The organism is Fulvivirga sp. M361 (assembly GCF_007097395.1).
In the GTDB taxonomy this organism is placed as follows: domain Bacteria; phylum Bacteroidota; class Bacteroidia; order Cytophagales; family Cyclobacteriaceae; genus Fulvivirga.
Window position 1 is genome coordinate 66,368 of record NZ_VKDC01000047.1, and the last position, 15,069, is coordinate 81,436.

Here is a 15,069-nt window from a genome sequence, read left to right on the forward strand (position 1 = left end):
ATAAAATTTTGCCGACTGCTTGTTGCTTACTGCTGATTCCTTATAATCATCGACGCAACACTAGTGTCGTGTCAAGCCTCAATTGACGTTTAGAGTTAGATTATAAACGCTATTTGCAGTGTTGGAAAGTTCTCGGCCAGTCAGCAATCTGCAAAGGGCAGTAGGCAAAAAAGTGGAAGTTGTCCCGTATTTTTTTGCCTACTGCCCTTTGCCTACTGCCGACTTTAAGAATGAGACCTAAAAAATAGTGTAACCGCCATTTGAGGTGTGACATGACACTAGGTTTTATGATTCTCCTAATGCCGTTATTTCGGTATATTAATTAAGATCATGGTTCCCGTACCGGGCTGACTTTCTATAGTAAAGGTGCCTTTTAAAAACCTCACTTTTGATTCTATAGTATGAAATCCAAAGCCATACACTACCTGGTCTTGGTCCATTCCCTTACCATCATCTTCTATGATTAAATTGATGGAGTCGCCGTGGTCTATGAGTTGAAGGCGCATCGTACTGGCTCTTGCATGTTTGAGGACGTTTTGCACCAACTCCTGGCATATTCTATAGAGCGATACTTCTGTTTGTTCCGGTAACCTTTTATTCAACCCCAATATCTGTACATCGACTTTCAGGCTTTCCGATAGTTGGATTGTTTCGATAAAAGTGTCTAATGCGGCTTTCAAGCCAAATTTGGTTAGTGCTGTAGGTAGCATATTATGTGCTATTCTCCGCAGCTCGTCAACGGCATCATCTAACAGGTCCAGCGTGATATTGAACAGGGGCTTTTTATCCGGTAGATGTTCCACAACATCATCCTGCAAACTATTAAACCGGAGCTTAATAGTAGATAGCAGAGAGCCCAGACTGTCGTGAAGGTCCCTGGCGATACGTTTACGTTCCTTGTCCTGGGCATGGACCAGTGCGTTGAGATGAATGTCCTTTTGTGTTTTCACTACGTTGGTGAGATGTTCTTTCTCGGCCATTTCTTTACGGAGATGGCTGTTTAATTTTATGGACAACTCATGGATATGGGCGTTTTCAATGATCACAGCGCCCTGGTTAGCGGTGATCATTATCCAACGTATCACTTCCGTAGTGAAACATTTTTCTTCCAGACAATTTTCCAGGTAGATCACTAATGACAGGTTGCGGATGGTCACGGGTTGAATGCATAAGGATTTTACACCACGATTCGAAAAGGGGCTCAGATCTCCAAAAAGATGTGGTGATTTGAGATCATTTACTATAATTTGATTTTGTGACCTGTGGCTTAGCAGGATCAGGGACATGGGGACATTGGCAGTATCAGGATCTACATTACCGGGTAGGTTAAAACAACCTATTCGCGTGAGGCTTTCATTATTCAGCGCCGATTTAACCACTACTCTTGTGGCGCCTGAAATTCTTAGAAGTAGTACCATGAGCTTATTTACCAAAGACCTTACCTTCAGGTCCCCACTGAACTCATGCTGGATCATTTGTATATTCATATTCCCTCCATGTTGATATTCAGAGGGAAGAATGGCACGATATTGCTGACTTAACTGCTTTACCTTAGCGGTAGCGCCCCATTTTTTGTACAGTTTGATGGCTTCTATAAAATACCTGGCAGCAGTAGTATTGTCGCGGAGCGTTAACCAATAAACGGCAAAAAGCTCACAACTTATGGCCTTGTTATAAAGATTACTTCCGGAGGTTTCAATAGCCCGGACATAGCTGGCACGTGCTTCGGCCTTTTCTCCGGATATTCTCAGAAACTCTCCTTTGAGCAGCCACCAGGGCGCGGTATAATTATCCGGGGCATGCTTACTCCAGAGCTCGAACTGATCCAGGATGTCAGTAAGACGCTTCTTGAGCCTTGCTCTGCGTTTTACTTTATAGTTGAACCAGTTTTGTGTAACGGCCAATGACCAGGTCATGAGATTAGCAGGGAGCAAGGGGGAACCTTCTTGTAATTTCCTGTTAGCATTCGCTTCTTTAGCGGCGCCTGCAGACAGTTTATAATAGCCAAACATGAGATAATACCTTGCCCACACATGATTTCTATAAAAACGCTCTTCCCGAATAGTGAACCTGGCTGCAAGTCGCGAAGGCCTTTGGTAAGAGAGGGAGAAGAACGGCGTCCCTTCCTGGAGAAACTTTATAAAACTTCTTTGATAGACCGTAATGTAGTAGGTCATCTCTGTTTCCAGGTGAGTTTCATCAAACTCCAGTGACTCGAGTCCATCGAGAGACAAGCCTGACAGGAGATGGATGTTCAGTTTATGCGTTTTTAGAATATAACTGCCAATAAGATCGCCTGATGCCTCGCCGGCTTCAATACCCTTGTCCAAAAGATGAAAGCTGTCTGAATATGCCTTTTTCCAGGGCTGTATGTAAAAGGCATAAACGCCATATACCCGGCACCTTAGGTTAAGACCATTAAGTAGATTGTTGATTTCCAGTCCTTTGTTTCCATAGCTGTATCCCTTGTCAATGGCCCCGTCAATCATCAGCATTCTACCGTAGGACACATACCCTATCGCTCTTTCTTCGGTGGCATGTTGCGTTTTACCCCTGGTTATGATCTGTAAAGCTGCCCACTTCATCAATATATCTGAGGTATGGTGCAAACTCATTCCACCGATATAGAGCAATTTCAGGACAGCTTGTTGTTTTTTGATATCCTCTTTATGTTTTGGTGCTGGAAAGGGGGCTGTCTCATTCTCTTCTAAAAGAGGGGTAAGGTTTTCGATCTCGGTAAGTAGCTGAGGTTGCTCAAGGGGTAGCGCTACTCCAAGCTCCAAAAGACACTCCTGTAGTATGGACACTGCTTTTCGGAACCTTCCCAGGTGATTATTGATGATCACCTTCAATTCGTAGATATTTACCCGCTTAAAAAGGTCCGTAATACGCTCTAAAATATAGTCCAGGTGGATCTCCGCCAGGTCATAAACCCCTAACTGATACTCTACCTGCGCTCTTGCCATATATACCAGGTAGATTTTATCACTTACTTCTTCCCAGGGGCATTCCTTTAGTAGGTCTGCACTCATTTTGAAAAAATACTGTGCCTGGCTTAGTGCATTGTTTTCCCTTGAATGCTTTCCCGCCAGGTAGTTCAAATCAGCACACATGGTTTGTTCACCAGATTTTCTGACCCTATTCAGTGATTGATTGAACTGTGTGGTCATCAATACGATTTGTGTATCGTTGAGTGCGTCCAGCCCTTCCTGATAGAGTAGTTGTGCTATACGGTAATGCACCTTTGTTCTCTGATCCTGGGACAGGTTTTCATAGATCATTTCACCGATATGCCGTTCTGAAAAGACATAAGAATCATTCTCTTTTTTCACAAACCCTTTTTCTTCTGCTTCATTCAGCAGGTGGCTGAGTTCGATACCCTGATGATCCCACCACAGCGTCAAAACGTTATGTTGATAGCCTCCCATGCAAGCCATTATGTGGAGCATTGACCGGGTATTTTCGGATAGGTGGACCAAGCGGTCGAGCAAGATCTTTTCCGTCCCACGACCCTTATAATATTGATGAATGGCCTGTGCATTGCAGTGCCAGATACCTTCTACCTGCCAGATATGTTCTGTGTTTTTTATACTTTCGATCAATACCTGTAAATAAGAAGGGTTATGATCACATAACTCATAACAGGTACGGGCCAGGTCCATATGGGCTGTTGATCCAAGGTTTGTCTCAATGATCTTTTTAGCTTCCTCCAGGGTGACATGTTCCAGGTGAATGGTTTCAACCCTTTTCTTATTGAACCCCAATTGTTCTACCAACTGAAAATAAAGATAAGCCTGGTTGGGGTTTTCCCTGCATGAAGCAATCCAAACCAATTTTTCAGGTGCCAGTTCCAATAAAAGGTATTTCAGAAGACCTGTGCCGGATGAATCGACCCATTGAAGATCATCTGTAAAAAAGAAAACAGGGCGCTGATAGTAGGTGTGAAGAAACGAGAAGAACGTTTTAAAAAGTACAAAGAGCTGGTTCTTGACCTTTGGAACATATCGTTGAGACACTTCATAATCTTCACGTATGATCAGGGATATTTCGGGGAAATATTCCAGGAATATGGAGAAGCTTTCCCCAAAATGACGTTTAAGATGAGAAGCTAATTTTTGGAATTGCGGTGTGGGGAGTTCGTTGTATTTTTTTGTCAGAAAATCAGAGATGGCTTGCTTCAACCCGTAATAGGGGATATTCAAATGTTGTTGACGATGACGGGCTACTAAAACGGGATATTCCGGTGGACAACGGTTGAGATATGATTCTACAAAATAAGTCTTTCCGATACCTGCATGGCCTAATATCAGTATGCCATAAAGGTCACCTTTTCCCGATAGCATAACCTTTACGTAGTTCTCTAACTTTACTTTTTGATCGTTCCGATCCGACTCTTTAAGACCGGAAGTTTTTGGCGCCGACTTTTTATGCATGTCCAATACCTTTTATTAAAACCTGTCCATCTCAAGTCAAAGTATGACGTTTTGTATATGGTAAGTGTCTGAAAATCAGAATAAAAATATAATTATTGGATGGTTAACCCATCCTGGGTCAGTATGTCTGCCGGCAAGGCAATTATCTTAAGTATAAGGTATCCCTGATTTTATAAGACTGGGTAAAAAAGAAAGGCATTCCTTTTACTTTAAAGTGTATCAAATAGATTCAAACAGAGGGGTAAATATTTTTGATATTCTTCTGTTTATGGATGACATTTACCTTGATCCTACTATTGTATACGTATAACCTTCACCTGATAACTGAGGGATGATGATCATCTGCCCATCATCGAAAATGCCTGCTCCACCGCCCGGTATCAATTCAAAATCATTCGTTTGGTTTGCCGGAAACCATCTGTTTTGAGCCGAAGTACGTAAAGCCCTTTGGGCAATGATCGGCAGTCGACCTTTATTTCATGCTCGCCCTGATCATAGTGCTGAGGAGCTACCTGCATTTTCCTGTTGCCCGCAAGGGCTATGATGTCCACCGATATTTGAGAAGACTTTTTTAGCGTAATGTAAAGATGAACATCATTCCCGGATGACGGATTCGGGTACAACGTTATATGGTCGAGGTACGGATTGTGTTCAATCCCGGTAACAGGATCGCCCAATACAATCGTATAAACAGGGGTCCAGTTACTTGGTCCTGCTTCATTAGAAGCCCTTATCCTGAAATAGTATGTGCCATTCCCCAGATTGGAGAATAGCTTTGCTTTCGCTGTGCCGTTGAGTTCGCTGTTTTCATCCAGCAGGGTGGTGAATTCACTGTTGGTAGCTAATTGATAGTGATAGGAAATAATATCAGGTTGTTCTTCCCATTCAAACCGGATGAATTTTTCATTGCTGGTGGTGGATTGTTGGTCCGGTAATGTTATCGAAGGTGTCTGAGGTAGCGTAATGGTCTTTTCAATGCTTACAATATTACTCAGCGGGCTGGCCTGATTATTTTCACCCAGTTCTGCTATTGACCAATACGATAAGCCTGCCGGTATATCAGCATATGGTATTTCTTTTCCTTCCGATACCGTTATATCGTAAATAGCATCTGTCGCAGGTACATCCCCGGTGGCATCCTTTAGCCTGTAAACAATGTATCTTTTGAAATTAAAGGTATTACCGGCACTTCTTGTCCACTGTAAAACGGCATTACCGCTGCCCTCGTTAATCTGATACACAAGATTTTCAGGAGCGGAAGGTTTGTCAACAGGTAGCCAGTCCATTTCAGGTGGCGCTGCAGGGTAGGGGTATATGGTAGCCTTGAGATTATCGGTGAATCCTGATGGGTTGGAGGTGAGATTAGAGGCCCTGAAGAAAACACTTCCCAGTGCATTTTTATCATTATTATCTCTTACAATGGAGATTTGATTAGGCACTTCTTTTATGGACTGCATTACCCTATGGTTACTACTTTCCCTTGCCCTGGTCTTAACTGTAGCTTCCAATATAGCAATCGACCGACCGTTGGGATTGGAAGAAGAACTTATGTCGCTCAACGTGTGTCCGGCATATAAGTGCCTGGAAGAAGCAGATGCTTTTTCTGCCCACCACTCCAGCAGTTTTTTGAAATCCTGGTTACCGCCAATAGGCCAGTAGAGTTGAGGAGTAATGTAATCAACGGAGCCATTTTGTAACCAATGAGTGGCATCGGCATAGATCACATTATAGGCGTCCAGGCCTATGATGCCATTAGGCACTCCATTTTTCCAAATGCCAAACGGACTGACACCAAAACGTACACGGGCATCGGCTTTTTTAATTTCATTTTGTACAAGTTGTATCGCCTCATTGATATTGTGCCTTCTCCAGTCTTTAATGTCTGCAAATTCACCTCCGTAGGTAATAAAGTCATCTGCATCTTCATTGCTGATGCCTGAAAACCCTGCGCTTGGGTAAGGATAGAAATAGTCATCAAAATGGACACCATCAACGGCGTAATTATTCACGACATCCACCACTACAGAGGCTATATAATCCCTGACCTCCGGCAGCGCCGGGTTTAATATTTTTTGCCCTGTGGAAAACTCCAGTAACCATTCAGGATGTGTTTTTGAGACATGATCTTCACTATAAACTGTAGAAGCGGAAGTAGAAGCATTCACCCGAAAAGGATTCATCCATGCATGGAGTTCCAGCCCTCGTTTATGGGCTTCTTCTATGGCAAAAGCCAATGGGTCATATTGAGGGTCTTGCCCTTGCGTACCCGTAAGATACCTGGACCAGGGTTCAAAAGCAGAGGTGTACAACGCATCACACTCAGTGCGTACTTGTAATAGTACAGCATTTAGATTAGCATCCCGTGTTTTATCAAGCAGGCTGATCAGTTCGTTTTTTTGATCCTGGATGCTGCTCGCTTTAGGCCAGTCCAGTTTAAAAACGGTTGAGACCCAAACAGCCCGGAATTCACGATTTGGCAGTGCTATATTCTGAGCTGATACACTTTTGAAAAGCATACAAAGACATAGGTATAAGAAGCTGGAGAATTTCATAAAAGCGTTAGGGTTTGAGTTGAAATACAGAGGGAGCAAAAGCTCCCTCTGATTATTTTATCTTGGCGTTGTGTCGATAACGATACCGTAGGGAACATATCCTGAAAGAAACATTTCCGTTCCTGTTCCGTCCAACTTAGCTCGTTTTATGCCTGAGGTGGCTACAGCGTTACCATTGTCCCGATATCCCCAGTAAACATAGTCATCCAGTATTGTGATGCCCGTAACCCCAATATACTGAGCTTCGCCCCCTGTACCGTCAAAATCCGTTCCCGGCTCATAGGCTTCGATCAGGGTAAGTTCACTGCCATCTGAATTAGCTACATACATTCCTATGGACATATCACCGACAGGTTTATTCAAAAAGAAGTATACTTTTCCAGTATTCTCATCAATGGTAAGTGAGCGCATTGGGTAGTTTTCCAGTAGTTTGTCTCCAGTAACTTTTGAGTCCACATTTCTGGGCAAATCAGGGTGGATAGTGTAAAGTCCCTTGCCGTTACTGCATTTAGTCCACCATATCTCATTGTTATAAAAAACCAGCCCACCATTTTGATGTCCCCAACCAATGCCATTGGTGTAATATTCGCTTTCATTATGATGCAACCATCGGGTAAGGTCTGGCATATTTTGATTTTCAACCGTTTTGTTGATTTTAAAAATGCCCTCTCTTCTGTCAGCAAAATAAAGGTCGTTACCGTTAATGGTCATAGCAAAAGGTACAATATGTCCCGAGCCTCCGGTAGCGATGGTTCTATGATCAGTCCCATCCCATTTAAAGGATTTGATCTCTCCGAAAGTAGCAGTGCCGAGTGTTTTGTCGGTATTAGAATAATATACCCGACCATTGTCTACCAATAAAGTAAGAGGTAAACTACCACTGGACAAAAATGCGCCGGTAGATGTTACTTCTTCATCCGGTTCTCCGCTTATTTTGGTCATAAAGATCTGTTCTGTTCCCATATCCGTGAAATATAGCGTAGGGAATAATATGCTTTTGACAGATACGGTTGTCTCAATGGTAAATACTTCCTCTCCATCATTGAGCTTTAATACTACTAGTTTGTCACCCGCTGCCTGGAATTCAACCGACGGATTTTCCTCCGCAGAGGTAGCGGGATCCCCATCTTCAAAGGTCCATTCGAATGATGGTGTTTTGTCTTCAAATCTTAAAAAGTCTACCGTAAAATGAACTGCGGTATCCATGAGAATGCTCTCCGGTGAAAACGTTACTACGGGATCTTTTTTGGTAAACTCATACGTTTGGGTGTATGTCTCATCTTTCTGGCCATCTGATCCACTTACCGTTATGGTTACATTATAAGTGCCTGGTATAGGGAAATGTACAGAGTCCGGAGACATACCGTTGAATGTGGTTGGCCGTGCCGGATCATTTTTTAAATAAGCTGTAGAAAAATCCCAGTGGTAGGAAAGTCCGTTTTTAGAAGCATTGCGAAATAAAATGTCTCCGGGAGCTTCCATGGCTTCGGTATTGGAAACGGACGCTTTAAAGTGCGCCGACATTTCGGGGACAGCTTCATCTTCATCACAGCCTGTTATTGCAATAAGGCTGCACCATGAGAGTATAAATAAGCTTCTGACTATATATCTTGAAATCATATTTTTATTTTTTAGATGTGATCATAGGATATCGGTTAAAAGGATATCTATTTTCATTCGATAAGTGCTCCAATCCTGGCGTCAGATACGGACGACTCATTAAAATTGCCGCCCTGATCATGGACACGTGCCCTCAGGTTCAGTGTACTTTCAATTTTCAGTTCCACAGCGGTGGTAATACCAGCCAGGTCATCCCAGGTGGTGGAAACACCACTTTGCTGCAAACGAGTAAGAATGAGCGATTGAATTTCACTCGAAAAAGAAAGCTCGTTCACCTTAAGAAAGGCGTCATTTTCAGTCTCTGAGATCTCCCAGAGCTGGTACTTGGCAGGAATGGTGAACGTTAAACTTCTTACATACTGGTTCAGACTGGTCCGGTAGTCCAGCGGGTCATGCTCCAGGTCATCCTGAAGGGCTAATTCCGTTACAAATAATGTGTCCAGCGTTAGCGATACTTCACCGGCGCCGTCATCTACCGAAATAGTGCCGGACAGTTGCGTTTGGTCTCCCAATATGATGGACAGGCTCTGAACGTCATCTCTGTCTGTCCAATACAATGCGCTGTAATTGATAGTGTCTCCGGCGCTGTACAATGAGTTTACCGATGAAAGCCTTACAAAAGGCACCTTTCCTTTGGATTCCCCCAATTCACTGATGGGGTCATTTTCCGAACATGCCAGTATAAGTCCTGCCAGCATAAGGAATAAGGGTATATATATAAATCGTTTATTCATGATCGTCTTTTTTATTGTTGCATCCACCATAATTTCACCGTAAGGAATTCAGGCTCCCTGGCTCCCAGTCTGTCGATTTCCGGTAGATTGTAGATGTACTCCGTTTCCATATTATAAGGTACACGCGTGATCCATTTATCCGTACCATAAATGTCTTCTGCTACGTTTGTAGGGCGTGATAACTCGGGGTAAATATTGGGGTCCCAGTTATATCTCCGAATGTCTACCCACGCTTCAGGAGACAGGTAAGTGGCTATTAGCTTTTGGACCATGATATCGCTTAAGGTCAGATCATCAGAGCTTTGTACTACCAGGTCACTGTTAGAAAGGAAAGTGTCCTGTTCTCCCTGGTCTACTTCCAATTGCTGCATATTACTGATGATCCCTGAGAGATAGCTGTTGTAAGCAGCCGTTTTATCACTTTCAAATTGTGCTTCGGCACGTATAAAAAAGAGTTCAGACTCAGTCATAAAGGCCAACGGACTGTCATCTTTTGTAAGTGCCATGTCCAGCAGGTTAGGGAGGTCATCTCCGTCAATACCTCCTCTTCCTTCTCCGGATACCAGTGAAAGTATTTCACCTCCCTCATTAGGTTCAAAATGTTTGAATGCGCGAGGGTCTAGCTCCGTATCGCTTTTCATTAAGTCCAGAAAGAATGTGGAAGGTACTGAGTTGCTCAGAACATTGGCGCGCATGGAAAACAGTAAAGGTCGTGCCTGTAATGGTCCCCAGGGATTTTGTGTCCATGTATCTACCCCTGAAAAAATGTAAGAAGGTGTCACCCAGTTACTCAGGGCGGTATTTACTTCTTCTATGACTTTACCCATATCTGACGCTACATTTTTCTGATGTAAAAGCCATCTTGCTTTTATACCATGTGCGAAAGCTGTCCATGCAGTGAGGTCGCCGGAAAACAGTACATCATCACTTGCTGTCATAGGCTTGGCAGTATTTCCTTGTGCTATGGCCTCCTGAAGGTTTTGAATGCCTTCATCGAGTAACAAGCCTATTTGTTCATATACCTCTTCCTGAGTATCATATTTGGGACTGTCTTTTCCGGTAAAAGCTTCCTCATAAGGCATGTCTCCTAAAACATCCGTTGTGATCAGGAAAGCATATGCCTGCATGATCTGTCCCACGCCTGTATAATTTTTAGCCAGCTCATCGTCGGCGGCAGTATTGATTAAATTATGGGCGTTACCGGCTACATCAAAATAGTGATGCCTGAATATGCCCACCCGTACTTCCTGACTGAAGTCCCACCGGTCACGTGTTCGGTCAAAGCCGGTTTCCGTAACTAGCTGTTGGCTGTAATAAGCGCTGATTTCCCCTGCATTGTAGGTCAGGGTAGCTGCATTACCCAGGATGGCGGGCAGCAGGTTTTGAGGCTCTGTGGTCGACGGGTTGTCCAGATCATCATTTACGTCCAGGTAGTCGTTGCACGCTGATAATAGGATCATTCCCGCTATGAAGAATAGTCTATGTGCTAATGTGTTCATTTTTTTCATTTTTAGAATGATGCCTTTATTCCAAACGTCAATCCTTTCATCTGAGGAATGGCCCCGAAGTCAATCCCCATATTTCCCGAACCGCCGCGGTTACCGGCTGAACTCACTTCCGGGTCAATGCCTGAATAAGGAGTGAATAACAACAAGTTCCTTCCGGTGGCTGTTAACTGAAGGTTCGAGATCCCTATTCTGTCTAACCATTCAGAAGGAAGGTCATAGGAAAGGGTAACAAATCGTAATCTTGCCCAGTCGGCATCTTCCAGGAAGTTAGTCCCGATAGATGAGTGTTCAATCTGGAAGTAAGCCTGGTCTAATACCACTTCCTGTGTGTTTTCTTCCCACACCGGACTTTCTTCCGAACCGGTATTTACCACACCATCAAATACATATTTAATGTTTCGATACTCTTCCAGCATCTCATGCATGCCTACCCCCATCATGCTTTGACCGGTGGCATTCAGCACTTTTCCTCCTACTCTGAAATCCCATAAAAAGGAAAGGTTGAAGTTTTTGTAGCGGAATGAATTGGTGAGTCCTACAATCATGTCCGGTTCCCTGTCACCCAAATAGTTTTCTTTGGAACCGGTTTTGGTGGGAAGACCGTTTTCTCCGATTATTCTACGACCATCGTCATTGTACACGTAATCCACACCGGAAACAGCGAAGAAAGCACGTCCGGGTACGGAAGTAGCGTTACCTGCCGCTGTCTGTCCATAGGTCTGGCGATATTCTGCCATATGGGATGGTAAAGTCTCTAATACCGCATCATTGTGAGAGGCGTTGAGAGTAATGTTCCAGTCGAAGTTATTTCGTTTGATAGCATTAGCATTCAGCATGATCTCATACCCTTTATTGGATACGGATCCGGCATTGAACGTTTGGATAACAAAACCTGTACCCGGAGATACCCTGGCCCTGATGATCTGGTCTTCTGTAAGCATATCATAGTAGGTGGCATCCAGTCTGATCCTGCTATTGAAAAAATGGAGCTCTACGCCTAGTTCTTTAGAGGTGGTCATTTCCGGTTTCAGATTGGGGTTACCTGCTGTATGCAAATTCTTAAAACCTCCTCCTTCAGTCTGATTAGGAGTTAGTACGGGTGTGAGGCTATGAGGAGATGCATCAAAGCCTACCTGTGCCCATGAAGCCCTTATTTTTCCAAAGGAAAAAACATTCAATTCAGTAGGGATAAGCTCCGAAAAGACTAATCCTGCGCTTATGGATGGATAGAAGAAAGAATTATTCTTCTCCGGAAGTGTAGAAGACCAGTCATTTCGGCCGGTTACATTGAGATAGGCTATGCCGTAGTAATCCAGCTTTACATCGCCAAATACACCCGCAATGTTCCGCCTTCTGTTACTGCTATTTACTACCTGTCGCTCTGTGTTATTCAGTGAATAAAGCCCTTCGTTCAAAAGCCCTTCGCCAGTAACAGCTAATGACCGGGTCCTGTCTTCGCGTATGGAGCTTCCTACAGTACCTGACAGGTTAAACCTTGAACCTATCTTTTTGTCTACACTGACCAGGAAATCAGAAGATAAGATCTCATTGTCTCTTTCTAGCTCATATACTGACCCCAGACCATTGCCTCCTGTAGAAATAGCCCTTTGCCGTTTCAGGTGAAAGTTCGATCGGTCTAAGCCAAGTCTGTAAGTAAGCGTAAGCCATTTTAAAGGGTTATAACTTATGTTGAACTGGTTGATCCATCTGTTCACGTCATCTACAGTAGGGTTATTTTCCAGGAACCAGTAAGGGTTATCTGTTTGTGCAGGGAAATTTTCAATGGGCAGCAAAAAGCGCCTGGTGCCATTTGGATTAAGATAGTTGCTCATATCATCGGACAGAGGCCATCTCATTACCCTGTTCATGAACCCTCCTGAGTTATTGCTAAAAGCCCGGGTGTTTTCAGAAGTTATGTAATTCACTGAAACGCCCAGTGAGAGGTTATCTCTCAACTTGTGGGACCCTTTTAACAGCCCGCTGTGCTTGGTGTAATCCGTCATGGGCACGATCCCCGATTGGTCCAGTAAGTTGTAGGAGAAATACATGGTGGTCTTATCATTACCCCCTGACACATTGAAGTTGTAATTTTGAGTCACCCCGGTCTCGAAAAACTCCTCCTGATTATCATAAATGGGTTGGTCCCGGCGGTATGTAGGTCCCCAGGATTGTGTGGTGTTGTTATCCGGAAGTCCGTTCAGGCCGCGCTGATACATTTTTTGCTGTGGCATGTAGCGCGTTGGCCTGTCGAATGATAGGGATGAACCCACGTTAATGGAAGTTTTTCCGGATTTTCCCGATTTTGTGGTAATGATCAATGCACCATTGGCGGCTTGCAGCCCGTACAGGGCTGCTGCAGATGGTCCCTTCAAAACGGTGATAGATTCAATATCGGCCGGATTCAGGTCCATACCACGGTTACCACCTTGCTCTACTGCTGAGTTATCAATAGGGATCCCGTCAACCACGAAAAGGGGCTGGTTATTCCTTCCTTCCCCTACGGAAGACGCACCCCTGAGAAGTATTTGTGAGGGAGCTCCCGGAGCTCCGTTTCCTGTAATCATAGCGCCGGCTACTTGTCCCTGCAAAGAGTTGACAATGTTGAGCTGCTGTGGAGCTTCAATGTTTTTGGCTTCGATTTCCTGCACGGCGTAGTTGATGCTTCTTTTTTCCTGCTCTATGTTGAAGGCGCCTACTACGGTGATCTCCATCAACATCTGCAAGTCGGGATAAAGGGTAACATCAATGACGGATCGGCTACCCACCTGTTCTTCCGTTGTCTCGAAACCAATGTAAGAGAAAACCAGGATTTTCTCGTCTTCGTCGAGTTCTAACCGGTAGTTCCCTTCAATATCCGTTACGGTACCATGTGTGGTTCCCTTGACAACAATATTTGCTCCTACTAAAGGTTGATTATCAATATCCACGACCTTACCAGAAACGGTGAGTTGCTGTTGGGCCGTAGCACTGAATGCCATCAGTAGTAAGAGTAAAAAAATACTCTTCCTGTAATTTTGATCCATACTGTAGTGTTTAAAACGTGTAATGATTCATTTGAAGGGCTTCCTGGCTAGAGGTTAACCCTAAACAAATTTTTTAAATAAAGGCTTGAATTTTATCCCTGAAAACAGTGATTTGGCAAAATCACTGTTTCAATATCCAGGGGTTAAATAAGAGCTATGATGTTTCTGGTCAGGACTTTTTGTATTACTAAGTGAGGGGTGGTCAGGGCAACCCGTTTTGTGATATTTTTTACGCTCCGGGACTTTAACGACAAGTGATGAAAAGGGCGTAAATGGAAAAATATATTTTACAAGAAAATGCCTGTTCATGACCATTGCTTCCTTTTCAATATGGTTGATGTACTAAAAACCATCTCATCTTAGATGAACCATGCGTTTGAAAGATTTAATACCACTTGTTATCTTCATAGGTATGAAAAACACATTCACTAGTAAAGCCCGGGTGGATGATACCCTATCCTGTTGTAGGTCTTAGGACCACCACGCTTAACCAATGACCGGGAGAGTATATGAACACTTGAAAATGATAGAAATGCTTCAGTTGTGTATGATGAATCTGAAATTCTGGGCCTGATGTTTAAAAAAACTGAAGATATGTCTAGCCCTCTCTTGAAAAACAAAACTTACAATAAGGTAATAACTTGCTTTTTGATTTCAATTGCGTTTTCAGGCTGTTCTACCTGGAGTCCTGACTATGAATATGCTCATCCAAATGCCCAAGTGCTATTGAAGGATGATTTTTTTTGGGATCAGACTAACTCATTTGCTCCTTTTGGAAATGACGACGGAAATGATGCCATTTATGAATATCATAATTGGACTAAATTAAACCCCCAAAAGGAATCCACTGAATTTTTGAATTATCTCTTTAATAAATGGAATTACACGCTTTATGATTACACTAAAACGGATACTGCCATAATTAGACAATTCATAAATTCGAGTCGAATCGGGGATAGACTGTTTTACGGAATAGATGATGTAATTATAGCTACAGGCTTTGGAGAATTCATTATCAGAGGAACAATTGGGGCTAAAATGAAATCCTTGACTTTATTAGCCCTTCAAAGGCAGTTATTGCCAATTTCATTGGCAACCATAGATGCTGAATATAGAGATGAAAGGATCAAAAGTTTAAAAAAAATGATTGAAGTCATTAACGCAACTTCATAAAACATAAATTTTTTTCAGGAAGGTGA

7 protein-coding genes are annotated in these 15,069 nt (G+C 43.3%); 1 reads left to right on the forward strand and 6 read right to left on the reverse strand.

Features of this window, described 5'->3' with window-relative positions; all coding sequences use genetic code 11:
• Positions 1-305: 305 nt before the first annotated feature.
• The 6 genes from FNH22_RS28895 to FNH22_RS28920 form a co-directional block, all read right to left on the reverse strand.
• Complete coding sequence (locus tag FNH22_RS28895; protein ID WP_143402009.1) at positions 306-4,433, reverse strand: AAA family ATPase; 4,128 nt, start codon at positions 4,431-4,433, stop codon at positions 306-308.
• Positions 4,434-4,813: 380 nt separating this feature from the next.
• Positions 4,814-6,949: a family 10 glycosylhydrolase gene (locus tag FNH22_RS28900; RefSeq protein WP_185154476.1), complete on the reverse strand. Its 2,136-nt coding sequence runs from the start codon at positions 6,947-6,949 to the stop codon at positions 4,814-4,816.
• 93 nt (positions 6,950-7,042) lie between these two features.
• The gene (locus tag FNH22_RS28905; RefSeq protein WP_143402011.1) at positions 7,043-8,605 is read right to left on the reverse strand and encodes a hypothetical protein; all 1,563 of its coding nucleotides are present in this window, start codon (positions 8,603-8,605) and stop codon (positions 7,043-7,045) included.
• A gap of 53 nt (positions 8,606-8,658) precedes the next feature.
• Positions 8,659-9,339, reverse strand: coding sequence for a hypothetical protein (locus FNH22_RS28910; RefSeq protein WP_143402012.1), 681 nt, complete (start codon positions 9,337-9,339; stop codon positions 8,659-8,661).
• Positions 9,340-9,350: 11 nt separating this feature from the next.
• Positions 9,351-10,838, reverse strand: a complete 1,488-nt coding sequence (locus FNH22_RS28915; RefSeq protein ID WP_185154477.1) for a SusD/RagB family nutrient-binding outer membrane lipoprotein — start codon at positions 10,836-10,838, stop codon at positions 9,351-9,353.
• 11 nt (positions 10,839-10,849) lie between these two features.
• Entirely contained in the window at positions 10,850-13,870 is a 3,021-nt protein-coding gene (locus tag FNH22_RS28920) for a SusC/RagA family TonB-linked outer membrane protein (RefSeq protein WP_143402014.1), read from the reverse strand.
• 573 nt (positions 13,871-14,443) lie between these two features.
• On the opposite strand from FNH22_RS28920, the gene FNH22_RS28925 reads away from it, so the two are divergent.
• The gene (locus FNH22_RS28925; RefSeq protein WP_143402015.1) at positions 14,444-15,043 is read left to right on the forward strand and encodes a hypothetical protein; all 600 of its coding nucleotides are present in this window, start codon (positions 14,444-14,446) and stop codon (positions 15,041-15,043) included.
• The last annotated feature ends 26 nt before the right edge of the window (positions 15,044-15,069 follow it).